15 protein-coding genes are annotated in these 16,712 nt (G+C 73.1%); 10 read left to right on the forward strand and 5 right to left on the reverse strand.

The genetic code is table 11. From position 1 onward, the window contains the following. Positions 1 to 74 precede the first annotated feature (74 nt). The 4 genes from ACIBEA_RS05545 to ACIBEA_RS05560 all read right to left on the reverse strand — a co-directional run bounded on the left by ACIBEA_RS05545 (position 75) and on the right by ACIBEA_RS05560 (position 3,461). Positions 75 to 1,022: a YihY/virulence factor BrkB family protein gene (locus ACIBEA_RS05545; RefSeq protein WP_399258272.1), complete on the reverse strand. Its 948-nt coding sequence runs from the start codon at positions 1,020 to 1,022 to the stop codon at positions 75 to 77. A gap of 70 nt (positions 1,023 to 1,092) precedes the next feature. Continuing rightward, on the reverse strand, positions 1,093 to 2,859 hold the full coding sequence (locus ACIBEA_RS05550) for a diacylglycerol kinase family protein (protein ID WP_399258274.1): 1,767 nt from the start codon (positions 2,857 to 2,859) through the stop codon (positions 1,093 to 1,095). Then, a complete protein-coding gene (locus ACIBEA_RS05555; protein WP_399258276.1) occupies positions 2,856 to 3,080 on the reverse strand; it encodes a hypothetical protein in 225 nt (74 codons plus the stop codon). Before ACIBEA_RS05555 ends, ACIBEA_RS05550 begins: the two co-directional genes overlap by 4 nt. Positions 3,081 to 3,326: 246 nt before the next feature. Beyond that, positions 3,327 to 3,461 (reverse strand): hypothetical protein, encoded by a 135-nt coding sequence (locus ACIBEA_RS05560; RefSeq protein WP_399258278.1) that lies wholly within the window; start codon positions 3,459 to 3,461, stop codon positions 3,327 to 3,329. Between ACIBEA_RS05560 and ACIBEA_RS05565 the strand changes: the two genes are divergently transcribed. The 5 genes from ACIBEA_RS05565 to ACIBEA_RS05585 all read left to right on the forward strand — a co-directional run bounded on the left by ACIBEA_RS05565 (position 3,460) and on the right by ACIBEA_RS05585 (position 9,420). Beyond that, a complete protein-coding gene (locus tag ACIBEA_RS05565; protein WP_399258279.1) occupies positions 3,460 to 4,911 on the forward strand; it encodes an acetyl-CoA carboxylase biotin carboxylase subunit family protein in 1,452 nt (483 codons plus the stop codon). The two genes, ACIBEA_RS05560 and ACIBEA_RS05565, sit on opposite strands and share 2 nt — an antisense overlap. After that, complete coding sequence (locus ACIBEA_RS05570; protein WP_399258281.1) at positions 4,908 to 6,914, forward strand: PEP/pyruvate-binding domain-containing protein; 2,007 nt, start codon at positions 4,908 to 4,910, stop codon at positions 6,912 to 6,914. The genes ACIBEA_RS05565 and ACIBEA_RS05570 overlap by 4 nt, the downstream gene beginning before the upstream one ends. A 44-nt stretch (positions 6,915 to 6,958) precedes the next feature. Then, a complete protein-coding gene (locus tag ACIBEA_RS05575) occupies positions 6,959 to 8,227 on the forward strand; it encodes an MFS transporter (RefSeq protein ID WP_399258283.1) in 1,269 nt (422 codons plus the stop codon). Between the two features lie 97 nt (positions 8,228 to 8,324). Then, a complete protein-coding gene (locus ACIBEA_RS05580; RefSeq protein ID WP_399258285.1) occupies positions 8,325 to 8,885 on the forward strand; it encodes a DUF6817 domain-containing protein in 561 nt (186 codons plus the stop codon). Positions 8,886 to 8,988: 103 nt separating this feature from the next. Then, a complete protein-coding gene (locus ACIBEA_RS05585) occupies positions 8,989 to 9,420 on the forward strand; it encodes an ATP-binding protein (protein WP_399258287.1) in 432 nt (143 codons plus the stop codon). Between the two features lie 39 nt (positions 9,421 to 9,459). Here the strand turns inward: ACIBEA_RS05585 and ACIBEA_RS05590 are convergent, their stop codons facing one another. Continuing rightward, the gene (locus tag ACIBEA_RS05590; protein WP_399258289.1) at positions 9,460 to 10,266 is read right to left on the reverse strand and encodes a restriction endonuclease; all 807 of its coding nucleotides are present in this window, start codon (positions 10,264 to 10,266) and stop codon (positions 9,460 to 9,462) included. 221 nt (positions 10,267 to 10,487) lie between these two features. On the opposite strand from ACIBEA_RS05590, the gene ACIBEA_RS05595 reads away from it, so the two are divergent. The 5 genes from ACIBEA_RS05595 to argJ all read left to right on the forward strand — a co-directional run bounded on the left by ACIBEA_RS05595 (position 10,488) and on the right by argJ (position 16,596). Further along, positions 10,488 to 13,061 (forward strand): hypothetical protein, encoded by a 2,574-nt coding sequence (locus tag ACIBEA_RS05595; RefSeq protein ID WP_399258291.1) that lies wholly within the window; start codon positions 10,488 to 10,490, stop codon positions 13,059 to 13,061. A 19-nt stretch (positions 13,062 to 13,080) separates the two neighbouring features. Further along, positions 13,081 to 13,458 (forward strand): hypothetical protein, encoded by a 378-nt coding sequence (locus ACIBEA_RS05600; protein WP_399258293.1) that lies wholly within the window; start codon positions 13,081 to 13,083, stop codon positions 13,456 to 13,458. Between the two features lie 266 nt (positions 13,459 to 13,724). Next, on the forward strand, positions 13,725 to 14,408 hold the full coding sequence (locus tag ACIBEA_RS05605) for an isochorismatase family protein (RefSeq protein WP_399258295.1): 684 nt from the start codon (positions 13,725 to 13,727) through the stop codon (positions 14,406 to 14,408). After that, the gene (gene argC / locus ACIBEA_RS05610) at positions 14,405 to 15,448 is read left to right on the forward strand and encodes an N-acetyl-gamma-glutamyl-phosphate reductase (protein ID WP_399258297.1); all 1,044 of its coding nucleotides are present in this window, start codon (positions 14,405 to 14,407) and stop codon (positions 15,446 to 15,448) included. The genes ACIBEA_RS05605 and argC overlap by 4 nt, the downstream gene beginning before the upstream one ends. After that, complete coding sequence (gene argJ / locus ACIBEA_RS05615) at positions 15,445 to 16,596, forward strand: bifunctional glutamate N-acetyltransferase/amino-acid acetyltransferase ArgJ (protein WP_399258299.1); 1,152 nt, start codon at positions 15,445 to 15,447, stop codon at positions 16,594 to 16,596. Before argC ends, argJ begins: the two co-directional genes overlap by 4 nt. The last annotated feature ends 116 nt before the right edge of the window (positions 16,597 to 16,712 follow it).

Below are 16,712 nucleotides of genomic sequence, written 5' to 3' on the forward strand. Positions count from 1 at the left end.
GGCGGCGCCTCCGTTCGGGTCGGAAAGGTCGGGGGCGGTACGAGCCCGTCGAGCGGGAGCGGGGGCCGGGCCGGTCAGACGCCCGGGTCCGGCGCGATCGGATCCTCGACCCCGGCGCGTACGGCTTCCAGTTGGGCCGCGAACGACAGCCCCAGGAAGAGGGCCATCGAGGTGAGGTAGGACCACAGGAGCAGGGACATGACCGCGCTGAGCGGCCCGTACACGCTGTTGAAGGAGCCGCTCGCGCCGACGTACAGGCTCAGCCCCCACGTGGCGGTGAGCCAGAGCACCAGGTGGACCACCGCGCCGAAGGCCAACCAGGTGTAGCCGGGTTGGGCGCGGCGCGGGGAGAGGCGGAAGATCGCGCTCGTCGCCAGGACCGCCAGCAGGATCCCGACGGGCCAGCGCAGGATCTCCCAGGCGCGGGTGGTGTCCGGGCCGAGCCGGTAGACCTCGGCCACCGCCCGCGTGAGGTCGTGGCCGAGGACGGTGAGGATGAAGCTGAGCCCGAGCGGGAAGCCGGCCAGGGCGGCCATGAGCAGGCCGCGCGTGTACTTGCGCAGGAACGGCCGGTCCCGCTCGTTGCCGTAGATGCGGTTCGCCCCGCGCTCCACCTGGCAGAGCCCGGTGGTGACGTTGACCAGGGCGAACAGCAGACCGAGCCACAGGGCCGCCTGGCCGCCCCCGGAGCGCCGGCTGCGGCCCAGCGCGTCCGCGACGAGGTCCTGGCTGGGCCCGCTCGTGGTCCGGCGGATCGTCAGCTCGACGACGCGGCCGACCTCCTCGGTGTGCAGGACGCCGGACAGGCCGACGGCCGCGATGGCCAGCGGGACGAGGGTCAGGACGGTCTGCAGTGCGAGCGCGCGGGAGTGGCTGAAGCCGTCGGCGTAGCGGAAGCGCAGGAAGGAGTCGCGCGCGAGGCTCCAGCCGCCGTAGCGGCGCAGGGCGGCCCAGGCCTCGTCGGCGGACAGCTCATCGCCCTCCACGTCGCGTCGCTGCGGAACCCGTGTCGCGGTGCCCATCGTCTCCCTGCCTGCCTCTCTACCGTCTTCTGTCCACGCTGCATGGAACGCGCCCTCCCGGTAGGGGAGTTCAGTGGTGCGGGGTCGGTGCCGCGGCGGGAAGCGCCGCGGCGGGCGGTGCCTCGGCTCCGGTGCCGGGCAGCGCCCGCGGCAGCCGTACGCGCAGGGCGCCGGGGTCGATCTCGGCCGTGAGGCGGACTCCGGGGGCGACGGCGTCCCCGTCCATCTCCCGGGGTTGCGGGGCGGTGCAACGGATCTCGACCCGGGTGGCGCTGAAGTACTCCAGCGCTCCCCCGGCGACGTCCCCCGCCCCCGCTCCGGGCCGGCGCGGGGCGGGTGTGCGCAGGGTCCGCCGGGTGAGGTGTGCGGCGGCGGCCAACCAGCCCGCGGGCCCGCCGGGTGCGAACAGCACCACGTCGAGGCGGCCGTCGTCCGCCCGGGCCTCCGGCAGCAGCGGCAGGCCTCCCTGGAGCATGCCGACGTTGCCGATCACCACCATCTTGGCCCGGCGCCGCAAGGGGCGCCCGCCGTCGAGCCGGATCGTCAGCCGGATGCCGGGGTCGCCGAGGTGGTGCAGGGCGGATACGACGTAGGCGGCCCAGCCCAGCCGGGACTTCAGGCGCGGCGACGCGTCCTGGACCATGGCCGCGTCGAAGCCGACGCCCGCCATCACCACGAACCGGGCGGGCTCGATGCCGTCGCCCCGCATCCGGCCCACGTCGATGCCGTGGCACCCGCCCGACAGGGCCTCCTCCAGGGCGGTCACCGGATCCGGTGCGAGCCCCAGGTTCCGGGCGAGGAGGTTGCCCGTACCGCACGGCACGACCACCAGGTCGATGCCGGTGCCCGCCAGCAGTTCGGCGCAGGCGCGGACCGTGCCGTCGCCGCCGCAGACCACGACGAGCGCGACCGGAGCGGCGTCGAGTTCCGCGGCGAGTTCACCGCACGGGAGTTCCTCACCGGTCAGGATCCACCGCTGCGCGGCGTGGCCGTGCCGGGTCAGCACGGCCCCGACGCGCTCGGCCAGTGCGTCGTCGCACCCGTGCGGATGCCGCACGACGACGGTACGTCCGACCCCTGACGAAGCCGGAGCCTTCGGGAAGGTGTGCGCGGACTCGCCTGCGGCCGGTGTGGCGGGTGAGGTCTCGCAGGGGGTCCCCCCGGACTCCGGGACGCGGCGGCGGCCGCTCAGCAGGACGGTCCCGATCACGGCCAGCGTCACCGCGCCGTTGAGCAGGCCGCCCAGCACGTCGGAGGGGTGGTGCATCCCCCGGTACAACCGCGAGGTCGCCACCGCCAGCGGCACCAGCAGCAGGAGCGCGGCCACGGGGCGGCGCCAGGCGCCGCGCATCCCCACCCGGGTGAGCACGGCGAGGCCCCCGTACAGGGCCATGGCCGCGCCCACGTGCCCCGAGGGAAAGCTGGAGGTGGGCGGTGCCAGGTCCAGGTGGGGGACGTCGGGGCGCGGCCGTTCCACGACCAGGGTCACGAGGAGGAACATCGCCGACTGGACGGCGACGGCCGCGGCGAGGAACCCCGCCTCGGCCCACCGCGGCGCCGGGGGCGTCAGCAGCAGGGCCAGCACGCAGACCAGCGTGAGGCCGGTGATCACCTGGGTGTTCGCCAGCAGTGACAACCACTGGGTGAAGTCGTCGAGGACCGGCTCGCGATGGGCGGCCAGGGCCCGGTTGACCCCGTCCTCCGCCGACAGCGGCCAGTAGCCGGCGAGCGGGCCGGTCACCGACCGGCCGACGACCATCAGCAGCACCAGGTGCACCGGCAGCACCAGCAGGAACCGGGCACGTCTCAGGGCCCCCGGGCCGCGGCTCCCGCTCACGCGACGACCACCGGGCGCACGCTCCCGCGCTCGCGACCGGCCCCGTGGTGGCCCCTGTGGTCGGCCTCGTGATCGTGATCCGCCTCGTACGCGGCCTCGTACGCGTGAACGGCCTCATGGCCGGCCTCGTGAACGGCGTTGCTCACGCGCTCGTCCGGCGCGCTGGAGGCCGCGGAGCGCAGGCGCGGTGCCTGCGCGCGGGCCGGGGGAGACATCGACACGGGGTTCCCTTCACTTGCCTGGCCATTGCCCCCCGCCTGCCCGCGAACGCCGCCCGGATGCGCCCCGCAGACGCCCGTCCGCCGGCGGGAGGGCCCCATCCGTCCTCCTGCCGGACGGCGACGGCCGCACCACTCGTCCGGCGCGGACGGGTGGTCCGTACGGGCCCCCGCCGGGTGGCTTGAATACCCCCGTGGCGGGGCCACTTGAGGTGCGCCGGTGTTTGGCGATCACCTAATCGAGTAGGCCTACACCCGTCCGTCGACCCCTTCTCCGTCGCGCTCGCGCTGTCCCTGGTCCTCGCGCGGTGACACCACGTGGGGATCGTCCGCCGACGACGCCGTCGCACCGAGCGGCGTCCACTTCGACCCCAGGAGCACCATGACCCCGATCCTCTTCGTCTACGCCAAGGGCGGCCCTCCCCTCGAATACGCGGTCCCGAAGATCGCCGCCCACGCCGAGGTGCACGTCCTGGCGCTCGCGCCGCTGCCCCGAGTCACCGAGTCGGTGTGGCGACCCGGGTGCGCGTCGGTCACCACCGCTCCGCCGGGCGAGGGGGTGGAACTGGTCGATCTGATCTGTTCCCACGCCCGCCGCGTCGGCGCCGCGGCGGTGCTGACCCTGTCGGAGTACGCGGTGGTCGCCGTCGCCCACGCGAGCCTGCGGCTCGGCCTGCGCGGCGCCGGGGAGCGGGTCGCCGGGGCGCGCGACAAACGGCTGATGCGCCGGATCTGGCGTGACGCCGGGGTGCCCGTACCGGGCTTCGCGGAGGTCGACGGACCGCAGGACATCACGACGGCCTTCGACACCCTCAGGCCGCCGCTGCTGCTCAAGGCCGCTTGGAGCGCGGGGTCCACGGCCCACCTCACCGTGTGGAACGAGCAGCAGGCGGAAGTGGCCTGGAAGACCGGACGCTCCGTCATGGAGGCCAGCTCCGCGCAGGGTTACGCGGAGTTGCACGCTGCCGACGAGGGCGTCAGCGATTTCCTGCTGGAGGAGATCGTGACCGGGGAGGCCTCCGACTGGTTCGACGGGGCCGGTTGGGGCGACTACGTCAGCGTGGAGGGGATCGTCGCCGACGGCCGCTACCACCCGTTGTGCGTCACCGGGCGCCTGCCGACCGTCGCGCCCTTCACCGAGCGGGCGAGCCTGGCCCCGGCCGCCCTCCCGGTCGCGGCGCAGCGCCGGATCGAGGAGGTGTCGCGCGCCGCCGTCGACGCGCTCGGACTGGACACCTGCGCCACCCACACCGAGATCAAGCTCGGCGCGGACGGGGCCGTGTGGCTGATCGAGACCGCGGCCCGCTTCGGCGGGGTGATGACCACCCGGCAGGCGGAGACGGTCTTCGGAGTGGACATGATCGGCATGCTGGTACGCCAGTTGCTCGGGAAGGAGGTCGGCTACCCGGAACGGATGCTGACCGAGGGCGAGGGCGCCGCCGGCTCCCTGGTCGTCCTCGCCGTCGGTGCCGACGGCCGGCCCTGGGCCGAACTCCCGGCCTGGGACTTCGCCGCGGTCGACTGGTCCGCCCTGGTCGCGCCCGGATCCCGGGTGGAGCTGGTGCGCGAACACAGCCTCCCGCCGGGCAGTCCGGTCCCGCCGTACGAGGAGGCGGGCGGGGCCAATTCCATGGCCGCGCTCTGCTTCCTGCGCGCCGCGTCCGGGCCGGAGCTGCTGGCCGACTGCGGCCGCATCCTCGCGGCCCTCCCGAAGGCCCTCACCCGGGCGTCCGCCCCCGCCCCGTTCCCCATCCAGTCCCCCGACGGACCCGCCACCGCCACCACCCCCTCCCCCACGTCCGCCGACCGCTCGACGCCCGGGAGCGCCGCATGACGCACGCCGACACCGACACCACCGCCCCCGCTCCGTCCCACCGGGGCGCCGCCGTGGACACCCTGCTCACCCTCCCCCTCTTCGAGCAACTGGCCGGGGTGCTGGGCGGGCACCCGTACGTGAAAGTGGTCGTGGACCGGGACCGGGGCCTGTGGCACGTGCTCGACAGCGCCGTGCACTCCTTCCACGTCAACTACATAGCCACCGAGATCCAGGGGTTGACCCTCGAACAGCTCGACGCCGAACTCGACCGCTTCAACCACGACGTCTACCAGGACCCCGCGCGCCGGTTCCTGCTCGGCGTCCTGTCGCTGCGCTCCCTGGGCGGTCCGGACCACGACGAGCCCTTCATGGTGCTGGAGACCACCGAGGCCGACACGATGGGCGCGGAGCTGTTGATCGAGTTCCACGCTTTCGTCCGGGCCCACCTCGATCCCGCGCTCGAACTGCTGGTCAAGCCGGCCAACCACGGCCAGGAGAACGCCCTCGCGGCGGTGCCGGAGACCGTGGTGCCCCGCGCCCGGGGGCACGCGCTCCTGGCGACGGCGCCCTTCGTGCCGTTGACCCTCGCCCGCGCCACCGGCCGGCTCCGCGCGTTCGCCTCGGGCGAGGAGTACCTGGCCGCCCGCGCGGACCTGGCCTGGTACGACATCGTCGCCATGCCGGTGGTCCCCGACGACATTCCGCGGCTCGCCGGTCTGGTCAACGCCCTTCCCACCACCCCGCTGTCGCACACCAACATGCTGGCCGCGGGCTGGGGCATCCCCAACGCCATCGTCCGTGGGATCCTCGACACGATCGCCGACGAGAAGTGGGACGGCGCCTGGGTCCGTTACGAGGTCACCGCCGACGGCTTCGTCATCGAGCCCGCCGAGGAGCCCGCCGACCTCGCCGAACCGACGTGGCACACCCAGCGGGTGCGCCTGGACGCCCCGCACGTGACGGACGTACCGCTGGTGCCGCTGTCCGCGCTGCGGGCCGTCGACCGCAACCGCTACGGCACCAAGGCGGCCAACCTCGGGGAGCTCCACCACGTCCTGCGCCACGGCTCGTCCCGGCTGACCGGCTACTATTCCGTGCCCCGGCCGCCCCGTGCCGATCTGCTCGGGCACCTGGCCGCCCGGCTGCGGATGCCCGAGGACGGCGATCTCGCCCAGTACGCGAGCGAGTTCCTGACCCGGCACGTCCAGGCGCCGGCGGGCATCGCCGTACCCTTCTCCGTCCAGCGGCGCTTCCTGGACTCCTCGCCGGCCGTGCAACAGAGCATCGGCAAGCTGAAGATGGCCCTGGAACTCCACGCGATGGACGCCGTGGACACGATCTGCGTGCAATTGCAGCATCTGGTGCGCGCCCTTCCCGTACCCGAGGACCTGGTGCGGGCCCTGGACGCCCAGGTCGTCGAGCACCTGGCGGGCACGAGCCGTTTCGCCGTACGGTCCTCCTCGAACGCCGAGGACCTGCCGGGCTTCTCCGCGGCCGGGATCTACGAGTCGCACACCAAGGTCGCCGACCTGCCGGGGCTGCTGGACGCCATCCGGCAGGTGTGGGCCTCGTTGCTCTCCCCGCGCAGCGTGCGGCTGCGCCACCAGGCCGGCATCTCCCTGGACGACACCTACATGGGGGTGATCGTCCAGCGCTACGAGCCGTCCCCGCTGGGCGGCGTCATGGTCACCTGCAATCCGACCAACCGGGCCGACTTCCGCAACGTGTACCTCAACTGCGCGCACGGGTCCACGGCCGATGTCGTCGACGGCCGGACGCTGCCCCTGCAGTACCTGTACAACACGGTCGAGGGCGGCGGCCGCACCACCTCGCTGGGCGCGGCCCCCGAGGACCTGCCGCAGGAGACGCGGAACCACCTGGCCCGGTTGGCCCTGGCGGGCCGGCTGCTCCAGTCGCACTTCGCCACGGACTACACCTTCGCCGGGCCGCTCGACGTCGAGTGGCTGCTCGGGCCGGACGGCGCGCTCCGCATCCTCCAACTCCGCCCGTACAGCGCCTGACCCGTCCGCCCCTTCCCGCACACCGCCCCACCGAAGGTCGACCCATGCCCCTCTCGCTCCTGCGCGCGCGCACGACACGCCGCGTGCGGCCGCCCGCCGCGGTGCTCCGCGCGATCCGCTTGAACAACGGCTTCCAACTGCTGTTCAACCTGCTGTGGTGGATGCCGGTCTTCTACGAGTACCAGAGGCGGGCAGGCCTGTCGGACAGCCAGATCTTCGGCATCCAGAGCGTCTACTACGTGGCGTTCTGCCTGTTGGAGATACCCACCGGCGTCATCGCCGACCGCATCGGACAGCGGCGCTGCATGCAGCTCGGGGCGGTCGTGATGGTCGCGGCGAACCTCCTGCCGGTCGCCTCGCCGTCGTTCGCCGGCTTCATGGCGCACTTCCTGGCCATCGCCGCCGCCCGGTCGCTGGTGTCCGGGGCTTCCAGTGCCTACCTGTACGAGTATCTGCGCGAGCACGGAGCGCAGGCGCACTACGTACAGGCCGAGGGCACCGCCCGGGCACTCGGCCTCTGGGCGAAGATCGCCTGCTGGCCCCTCGTGGGCGTACTGATGCACGTCCGCCACGACGCGCCGTACGTCCTGACGGCGCTCTCCACGCTCGGTTCGCTGGCCTGCGCCGCCGCCCTCCCCGCGATCGCGGCTCCGCGCGGGGCCGACCACCCGCCCGTGGCGCGCGCCGGGCTCCTGGACTCGGCCCGTCAGGCCGTGGGGGTGCTCGGCAGGTCACGGTCGCTCGGGCCGCTGATGGTGCAGGGCGTGGCCGTGTTCACGCTCGCCCGCATCTGCCAGGTCAACCTGTTCCAGCCGCTGCTCCTGGAGAAGCACCTCCCCGTCGCCGACCACGGCGCCGTGCTGTCGGCGATGACGGTCGCCGAGGCCGTGGGGTCGGCGAGAACCGGATGGATGCGCGGCAGGGTGTCCGACACCACCGCGGTGACCGTCCTCAGTGTGGTCATGGCCCTCACGCTCGCGGCGACCACGCTGTCCGGAGCACCGGGCACGATCCTGTGGCTGTGCGTGTTCGCCGCGGCGGCGGGCCTGGCCTATCCCGTGCAGCGCAACCTGATCAACGCGGCCATCCCGGCGACGCCGTACCGGGCGACCCTGCTGTCGGTGGAGTCCATCATCGACCGCGGCGTGTGCGCGCTGGTGGCGCTGGCCGTCGGCGCCTACCTGGCCGCGGACCGCCTGGACGCGCTGCTCGTGCACGCGGCGGTGGGCACGTGTCTGCTGCTGCTCGTGGTGGGCGTCGCCCTGCGACGGCTGCGCCGGCAGGGCGCACGGCCGGCGCCCGGTCAGCCGTGATGCGGCGGGACGGCCGTCGCCCGGCGGCGGGACGCTCCCGGTGTCCGCATTCCGGTCCCGCCGGACACCGGCGCGGGCCCCGCGTCATGATGTGCGCATGACGGACAGCGACGACAAGCACCCCGACTCCCCGGCGATCACCCTGCTCAAGGAGCTGGGAGCCGGGACGACCAAGCACTCCGGCGGAACCCTGCTGACCCACCTGCTGCGCGTCGAGGCGCTGCTCGCCGAGTGGGGTGCACGGCCCGCCCTGCGGACCGCGGCCCTGTGCCACGCCTTCTACGGCACGGACGGGCTGCCCCTGAGCCTGCTGGAGCTCTCCGAGCGCGCCCGCCTCGCCGAGGCGATCGGTGAGGAGGCCGAAGAACTCGTCTACTTCTACGCCAGCTGCGACCGCAAGGCCTCCTATCCCAGCCTGGCCGCGCCGGACGGGGCGCCGGTGACCTTCCGCGACCGCTTCACCGGGGAGGAGTTCACCCCGTCCCCGCAGCAGCGCCGTGACTTCGCCGAGCTCACGGTGGCCAACGAACTGGACCTGGCCAAGGTGAACGCGTCCTTCCGCGAGCGCAACGGGGCGGGCCTGTCGGAGCTCTTCACCCGCTGGGCTCCGCTCCTGTCGGACGCGACCCGCCGCGAGGTGACCGCGGTCCTCGGCTGACCGTGCGGGTGCGCGGGCCCAAGGGCGTGTTTCGAACGTCGCGCCGGGCACACGCGTATGCGGCGGGCGGAGGTCCCTCCCTCCGTCGCCTCGTGAGGAGGACATGATGCTGCGAGCAGTGGGCTGGGCCCGGTCGATTCCGGTGTCGTACGGAGTGCGCGCGGCGCGCACCTGGACGCGGGAGCACCTGGAGTCGCTGCCCTGGACGGCCGATGCGCCGGAGACGGTCGACGCGATCCTCGTGACCGTGTCCGAACTGGTGACCAACGCCCACGTGCACGCCAGGAGTCCGGCCCAGCTCGTCCTCACGTGGGACAGCCGCTGTCTGCACGTGAGCGTCAGCGACGAGGACGCGCACCTCCCCGCTCCCCGGGACCCGAGCACCACGGCCACCTCGGGCCGTGGACTCGCGATCATCGACGCGCTCTGCGACACGTGGGACGCGCACGCCCGCCACGGCGGCAAGGCCATCACCGCCTGCTTCCGTCCGCCGGGCGGACCGGACCCGCACGACGGTCGGCCCCTGGCCGGGTGACGACCGGGGACCGGGGCCGCGTACGGGCCGCCGCGGGGCTCAGGCCACGGGGACCGGCGCCGTCGTGTCGTCACCGACGGCGTCCCAGGGCGGCGCCGCCCCCGACTCGGTCCACGCCGCCAGGGCCTCCCCGTCCACGCAGACGATGCCGCACAGGGCGGCGTACTCCAGGGCCGGGGCGGTGAAGGAACTGGTGGTCACGAGGATCGCGACGTCCGCCTCGTGGACGGCGAAGCAGGTCCCGCCGAACCGCTGGAGGTCCTGCGACCCGACCCGGTTGCCGTCGCCGTAGTGCTTGCACTGGAGGACGACGCGCAGCCCCTGCGCGGTCGTCGCGAGGACATCGGCGCCGAGGTCGCCCGCACCACCGACCACCTCCACCGCGGTGCAGCCGTCGCGGGCGCACAGCGCGGCCACCGCGTGCTCGAAGCCGTCGGCGTCGACCGCGGCGTGGTCCAGTGCCCCGGACCCGATGTCGGGCACCTCCTGCGGCGCCGATCCCGTGTACGCGTCGGCCTCCGCATGCGCCTCGGGTCCCCCGTACACGTCGGTCCCCACGTACGCATCGGCGGTGCTCGGCGCGCTCGGCAGCTCCGCGAGGTCCGTACGGGGGTGGTGGCGGTCGGGTGCCACGCCCCGCTTCGCCAGGGCCACGCCCGTCGCCAGCAGCACCGCGGTGCCGAGCGGGATCACGAACGCCCCGGCCCCGTCCGCTCCGGTGCTCCGCAGGAAGACGGCCAGGCCCCCCAGGCAGATCGCCACCAGCCCGACCGCCAGCACCACGTCGCGCACCAGGGACGCCGAGCCGCGCCCGGATATCCCTCCGCCCTGCCTCGACGACCTCATACCGGAGTCTCCCCTCGCTCGTTCGCACAGACCGCGGTCCCGAACCCCAGACGGGTTCGAGACCGCGGACGTCTCGCGTCTGGCCGGGAATCCGGTTCTCAAACGGTGGGAGATGCGGATGGGTAGCCACCCCCGATGTGACCGAGGCTCGCTCACGAACGGGCTACCTGCCCGGCATTCGTCACGTTCCGTGAGTACCTTCGTGGCGGGAAGGAGCACCGATGGACGACCACGTAGTAGACGTGAGCAGGCTCAAGCTCCAGGACCGGCCCGAGCTGCTCTCGGTGCCATGGCTGGCACAGCCGTACCAGTGCGCCGCGGCCGTCACGGTGTTCGGGTTCCTGCCCCACGCCGAGGTGCTCGTCGAGGTCGAGGGGGCGGTGGTCGTCCAGCGCCGGACGGAGTTCCCCGCACCGGATGGAGCCACCTTCGCGCTGCCGTTCCCGCTGACGGCCGGGCAGGTGCTCCGGACCCGCCAGGTGCACGGGGGCCGGCTGAGCGACTGGTCCGGGCCGGTCGAGACCCGCGATCACCGCGCCGATTTCCCGGCGGGCCCGCCACGGCCCGGGATCCGGCCGGAGCCGGTGTACGAGTGCGGCATCCGCACCGGGGTGAGCAACGTGCTGGGCGGCGGGAACGTCTGGATCACCGCGGACGGTGACGAGGTCGGCCGGGTGGACGGCTGCGCCGCCCCGCAGCAGGGGGTGGACGTGGCGCCGGCGTACGGAGCCGGTCAACGGGTGCGAGCCCACTTCGAGTTGTGCCACGATCCGAGTCCGCCCTCCGCCGCCAGGGTGGTCCAGCCGCCGCCACCCCTGCCGGAACCGGTGGTGGGCCCCCTCTACGAGGGCGGCGAGCAGCTGGCCATCGGGGGGCTCGCCAATGGTGCGCGGGTGACGGTCAGCCGCGACGGATGGCCGTTCGTCAGCGCCGGTTGTTGGGGCGGCACGCTGATGGTGACGCTCAGCCCCCGGGCTGCCCCGGGCGAGTCCTTCGGCGTCGAGCAGGAGTTGTGCGGGGGTGACGGGCCGGGTCCGGTCGGCAGCACCACGGTCCAGCCGTGCTCCGCGCTGCCGGCCCCGGGCGTCGGGCCGGTGCAGTCCGGAGACCGGGTGCTGACCGTGACGGACGCGGCGCCCGGAGCGGAGATCAGGGTCTACGTCAACGGCCTGCAGGCCGGCCTGGGCAGCAGCGGCGCCATCGGCCTCGACCGGACGCTGGCCGCCGGTGACCTCGTGGTGGCCGTCCAATCGCTGCCGGGCGTGTGTCCGGGACGTCTCGCCCGGGTGACCACCGTGGCCTGCGTCGATCCGCCGTACACCTATGACCCGTCGGACCTGGACCTGTTCCCCGTCGGTTCGGACGTCTACGAGTTCCCGCACGGCACCCCCGACGACCCCGGGCGGGTCCGCGGCAGCGTCCGTTACCCGGCCGATGACGACGGACCCGGGCAGCCCTTCAACGCCCGGCTGGCCTCGACCGGTCCGGTGCCCGTGGTCTTCCTCGTGCACGGCAAGGCCGACTACCTCACACCCAGCCACCGCGGTTACGACTACTTCCAGGAGAGCCTGGCCCGGATGGGGATGGTCGCCGTCTCCGTCGACTGCAACGACCTCAACATCACAGGCGACTCCGGCGTCGGCGACATCGAGGCCCGGGCCGACCTCGTCATCGACTCCATCCTCCGGTTCGAGGCCTTCGCCCTCGACCCCGGCTCGCGCTTCTTCGAGCGCATCGACTTCTCCCGGGTGGGCCTGATGGGCCACTCCCGGGGCGGCGACGCGGTGATCACCCTGCCGACCGTCCTTTCGCTGCCGTACGTGACCGTACGGGCGGTCCTCGCCCTGGCTCCGACCAACTACCGCGACCACGAGGGGCTCCCGACGATCGAGCCGGACGGCTACGCCTTCATGACCGTCCTGCCCGCCTCGGACGGGGACGTGGTCAAGAGCAACGGGGCGCAGTTCTACGACCGGGCGCGACCCGGCCCGTTCAAGTCGCAGCTGTTCGTGCGCGACACGAACCACAACTTCTTCAACCGGCTCTGGACCGGTGACGACGGCGTCACTCCCGTGGTGACCCGACAGGAGCACGAACGGATCCTGGACGCGTACGGCTCGGCCTTCTTCCGTGCCGCGCTGCTCGGCCACGACACGGCCGGCTTCCTGGACGGGCGGCAGCGGCCGCCCGGGGTGCGCTCGGACCTGGTGCAGCCGTCCGCCGCCCGGCAGGGCGCCGTCACGGTCGACGACCACGAGGACGGCAACGCCGTCACGCTCAATTCGCTGGCGCTGCCCACCGCGCAGTGGGGCGGCATGACGGCGGACGAGTACGTCTTCGGCCAATCACCGAACGCCTACAACCAGAGCTTCTTCGGCCTGAGTCGGGGGATGGTGGCGGAGCCCCGCGAAGAGGGCGCGACGTTCCGTTCCTCGCTGGGGGCGATGGACCTGCGCGGTGCCGAGATCTGGCTGCGGGTCGCCGAGGTGTACCGGGGCTTCCTGCCGCCCGATCCGGCGGGCTTCCGGCTCGGGCTGGAGGACGCGGGGGGCACCACCCGATGGGTGGACTCCGACTCGGTGGGCGGGGTGCCCCGGCCGTGCTTCCGACCGGACGACCTGACGAAGACCATGCTCAGGACGCTGCGTTTTCGCAGCGCGTGCTTCCGTGCGGGCGAGTCCGAGTCCGAGTCCGATCTCATGCTCCACAAGATCGTCGCGGTTCTCATCCGCTGCGACCGCCCCGGGCTCCCGGTGCTGGCCTTCGACGACCTCCAGATCGTCAGGACCGCTTGAAGAAGAAGGAGAAGGTCCCATGACGGACGACGGCCGGGAGGGCGGGGCGCGATTCCCGCGCTTCCGCTACGAGCTGCCGGAGGTACTGGCCGTCGAGGCCCGGCTGATCCGGTACGAGGCTCCCCGGCACCGCCACTTCCGTTCGGCGCTGCCCGACGACGTGCCGGCGGCGGAGTTCCTGGTGGAGACCGCCGCCCCGATCCCGCCCAGAGCGCTCGGCCCCGCCCTGCACGTCGGCAGCGCGGTCCTCCAGGAGGTGACCGCGGTCGACGCCACCCACTACCGGTTCATCGGCTTCGCCCCCGAATCCCTGGAACAGGGCGCGACCATCGCCCTCGGCTGGTCCGGCCTCGACGAACCGGAGCGCACCACGGCCTTCCGCTTCGAAGGCTACTGAACAGCGGCGCGTGGCCCCCGACGACCGTCGACGAAGGTGACGGCGCTTACGTGCGGATCGGCTGCGCCACGGCGACCACCCGGACCACGGCCGCCCACACGCGCAGGCAACTCGACCCGACCAAGAAGCAGTTGTATGCACTCGGCCACCGGGCGAGCCACGTGGCCAGGGCGCCCACCCCGCCGCACACTTAGGTTAGGCTAAGCTAAATCCTAGTCGGGGAGCGGGGCGTCGCGAGCGCGCGCCATCAGGGGAGGGAATTCACCATGGGGCCTGATGTCGTCGACTCCTACCCCATGCCGGACCGCTCCGCGCTCCCCTCGTCCTGCGTCGGCTGGACCGTCGATCCCGGCCGCGCCGCCCTGCTGATACACGACATGCAGAACCATTTCGTGGGGGCGTTCCCCGCGGAGCAGTCCCCTGTCGTGGAGCTCGTCGACAACATAGCCGCACTGCGCGAACTCGCCGGGACACTCGGCATACCGGTCATCTTCAGTGCCGAACCGGCCGCCCAACAACCGGGTCAGCGCGGCCTGGTCGCCGATGTCTGGGGCCCCGGCATCGGCGACGATCCCGGGGCCGCCGCGATCATCGAACCGCTCGCCCCCCGCCCGGGCGAGCACGTGCTGGCCAATGTGCGGCACAACGCCTTCCTCCGCAGCCACCTCGGAAGACTGCTGCGCGAGGAGGGGCGCGACCAGCTGATCGTCTGTGGGGTGTACGCCCACCTCGGCGTCCTGCTGACGGCTGCCGATGCGTTCATGAACGACATCCAGCCCTTCGTCATCGCCGACGCCGTGGCCGACTTCACCGCCGAGGAGCACGCCATGGCCCTGCGGTGGGCGGCACGCAGCGGGGTGGTGTGCACGACCGAGGCCGTGCTGCGCGACCTGCTGCTCGGCAGGGTGCCACGCACCCTCGCACGTATCGAGAGAAACGGAAGAACATGACCGTACGGGTCGCGGTGGCCGGTGCCAGCGGCTACGCGGGCGGAGAGATCCTGCGCCTGCTGGCATCGCATCCCGGTGTGGAGATCGGCGCGGTGACCGCGCACACCAGCGCGGGCCGGCCGCTGGGGTCCGTGCAGCCACACCTGTCCGACCTCGCCGACCGGATGCTGACGGAGACCTCCGCGGCTTCCCTGCGCGGCCACGACGTGGTCTTCCTGGCGCTGCCGCACGGTCAGTCCGCCGCGCTGGCCGGGGATCTGGAGCCGGGCACGCTGATCGTGGACTGCGGCGCCGACTTCCGGCTCCGCGACGCGGCCGCCTGGGAGCGGTTCTACGGCTCGGCCCATGCCGGGACCTGGCCCTACGGCCTGCCGGAACTGCCCGGAGCCCGGGACGAACTGAAGGCCACCACACGGATCGCCGTCCCGGGCTGTTATCCGACGGCGGTGACTCTTGCACTGTTCCCCGCCTACGCGGCCCGGCTGATCGAGCCCGAGGCCGTGATCGTCGCGGCCAGTGGGACCTCGGGCGCCGGTCGGTCCCTCAAGCCGAACCTGCTCGGGGCGGAAGTGATGGGCTCCATGAGCCCGTACGGCGTCGGGGGCGGCCACCGACACACGCCCGAACTGACGCAGAACCTGTCCCGGGTGGCGGGCGAACGCGTGAGGGTCTCCTTCACCCCGACCCTGGCACCCATGCCGCGGGGCATCCTGGCCACCTGCTCGGCCCGGCTCCGCCCCGACGTGGCGGCGAGTGCCACCGGGGAGCGGGAGGTCCGCGCGGTGTTCGAGGCCGCGTACGCCGACGAGCCGTTCGTCCGGCTGCTGCCACCCGGTCAGTGGCCCTCCACGGCGGCTGTCCTCGGCTCCAACACGGCCCAGGTGCAGATCGCCGTGGACCCGGACGCCCGCAGGCTGATCTGCGTGAGCGCCATCGACAACCTGACGAAGGGCACCGCGGGTGGCGCGGTGCAGAGCATGAACATCGCCCTCGGCCTGCCCGAACGGCTGGGCCTGCCCATGAATGGAGTGGCTCCGTGAGTGTGACCGCCGCCCGGGGATTCCTTGCCTGCGGAGTGGCCGCCGGCATCAAGGAGTCCGGCGATCCGGACCTGGCCCTGGTGGTGAACCGGGGGCCGTCGCGCGCCGCCGCCGGTGTCTTCACCTCGAACCGCGTGCAGGCCGCGCCCGTACGCTGGTCCCGACACGTGCTCGCCGAGGGACGGGCCTCGGCCGTGGTCGTCAACTCCGGTGGAGCCAATGCCTGTACCGGCCCGGCCGGCGCCGACGACGCGCGGGAGATGGCCGAGCGCACGGCGCGGGCCGTGGGCGTGGCCCCGGACGAGGTCGCGGTCTGCTCCACCGGCCTCATCGGCGTACGGCTGCCGATGGACCGCGTGACGTCCGGCATCGCCACCGCCGCCGACCGGCTGTCGGCCACGGGCGGCGAGGACGCGGCCGTCGCGATCAAGACGACGGACTCGGTACACAAGACCGCCGTGGCGTCCCGCGACGGCTGGACGGTCGGCGGCATGGCGAAGGGCGCGGGCATGCTCGCCCCCGGACTGGCCACCATGCTGGTGGTCCTGACGACGGACGCCGACGTGAGCGCGGCCGTGCTCGACGCCGCGCTGCGCGAGGCGGTGCGCACCACCTTCGACCGGGTGGACTCCGACGGCTGCATGTCCACCAACGACACCGTGCTGCTGCTCGCGTCGGGCGCCTCGGGGGTCGTACCGGACACGGGAGCCTTCACCGAGGCCGTGCACGCCGTGTGCCTGGATCTGGCCGGCCAGTTGGTGGCGGACGCCGAGGGCGCCTCCAAGGAGATCGAGGTGATGGTGGTCGGCGCGGCCTCGGAGGAGGACGCCGTCGAGGTGGGCCGCTCCGTGGCCCGCAACAATCTCCTCAAGTGCGCGCTGCACGGGGAGGACCCGAACTGGGGCCGCGTGCTGTCCGCCATCGGCACCACCTCCGCCGTCTTCGATCCGGACCGCCTGGACGTGGCGATCAACGGTGTCCGGGTGTGCCGGGACGGCGCGGCGGGTGAGTCCCGGGACACGGTCGACCTGTCGGGCCGCGAGATCACCATCACCGTGGACCTGCGCTCCGGAGACGCCTCCGCCACGATCTGGACCAACGACCTCACGGCCGAGTACGTCCACGAGAACAGCGCGTACAGCTCGTGAGCGGGACGGAGGCGACACGGATGAGGACCGTCGTCGGACAACGCGGTACCGCCGGGGCGGACCGTACGCCCGGAGCGGCCGCGGCTGCCGGAGCTGCCGAGCCGACCACGGCGGAC

This window comes from Streptomyces sp. NPDC051555, from assembly GCF_044454405.1.
GTDB lineage: Bacteria > Actinomycetota > Actinomycetes > Streptomycetales > Streptomycetaceae > Streptomyces.

Bases quoted from the DNA above. Each gene is read 5' to 3' on its own strand.
- ACIBEA_RS05545 (WP_399258272.1), bottom strand. From the start codon at position 1,022: ATGGGCACCGCGACACGGGTTCCGCAGCGACGCGACGTGGAGGGCGAT.
- ACIBEA_RS05565 (WP_399258279.1), top strand. From the start codon at position 3,460: ATGACCCCGATCCTCTTCGTCTACGCCAAGGGCGGCCCTCCCCTCGAA.
- ACIBEA_RS05560 (WP_399258278.1), bottom strand. From the start codon at position 3,461: ATGGTGCTCCTGGGGTCGAAGTGGACGCCGCTCGGTGCGACGGCGTCG.
- ACIBEA_RS05570 (WP_399258281.1), top strand. From the start codon at position 4,908: ATGACGCACGCCGACACCGACACCACCGCCCCCGCTCCGTCCCACCGG.
- ACIBEA_RS05575 (WP_399258283.1), top strand. From the start codon at position 6,959: ATGCCCCTCTCGCTCCTGCGCGCGCGCACGACACGCCGCGTGCGGCCG.
- ACIBEA_RS05580 (WP_399258285.1), top strand. From the start codon at position 8,325: ATGACGGACAGCGACGACAAGCACCCCGACTCCCCGGCGATCACCCTG.
- ACIBEA_RS05585 (WP_399258287.1), top strand. From the start codon at position 8,989: ATGATGCTGCGAGCAGTGGGCTGGGCCCGGTCGATTCCGGTGTCGTAC.
- ACIBEA_RS05590 (WP_399258289.1), bottom strand. From the start codon at position 10,266: ATGAGGTCGTCGAGGCAGGGCGGAGGGATATCCGGGCGCGGCTCGGCG.
- ACIBEA_RS05595 (WP_399258291.1), top strand. From the start codon at position 10,488: ATGGACGACCACGTAGTAGACGTGAGCAGGCTCAAGCTCCAGGACCGG.
- ACIBEA_RS05600 (WP_399258293.1), top strand. From the start codon at position 13,081: ATGACGGACGACGGCCGGGAGGGCGGGGCGCGATTCCCGCGCTTCCGC.
- ACIBEA_RS05605 (WP_399258295.1), top strand. From the start codon at position 13,725: ATGGGGCCTGATGTCGTCGACTCCTACCCCATGCCGGACCGCTCCGCG.
- argC (WP_399258297.1), top strand. From the start codon at position 14,405: ATGACCGTACGGGTCGCGGTGGCCGGTGCCAGCGGCTACGCGGGCGGA.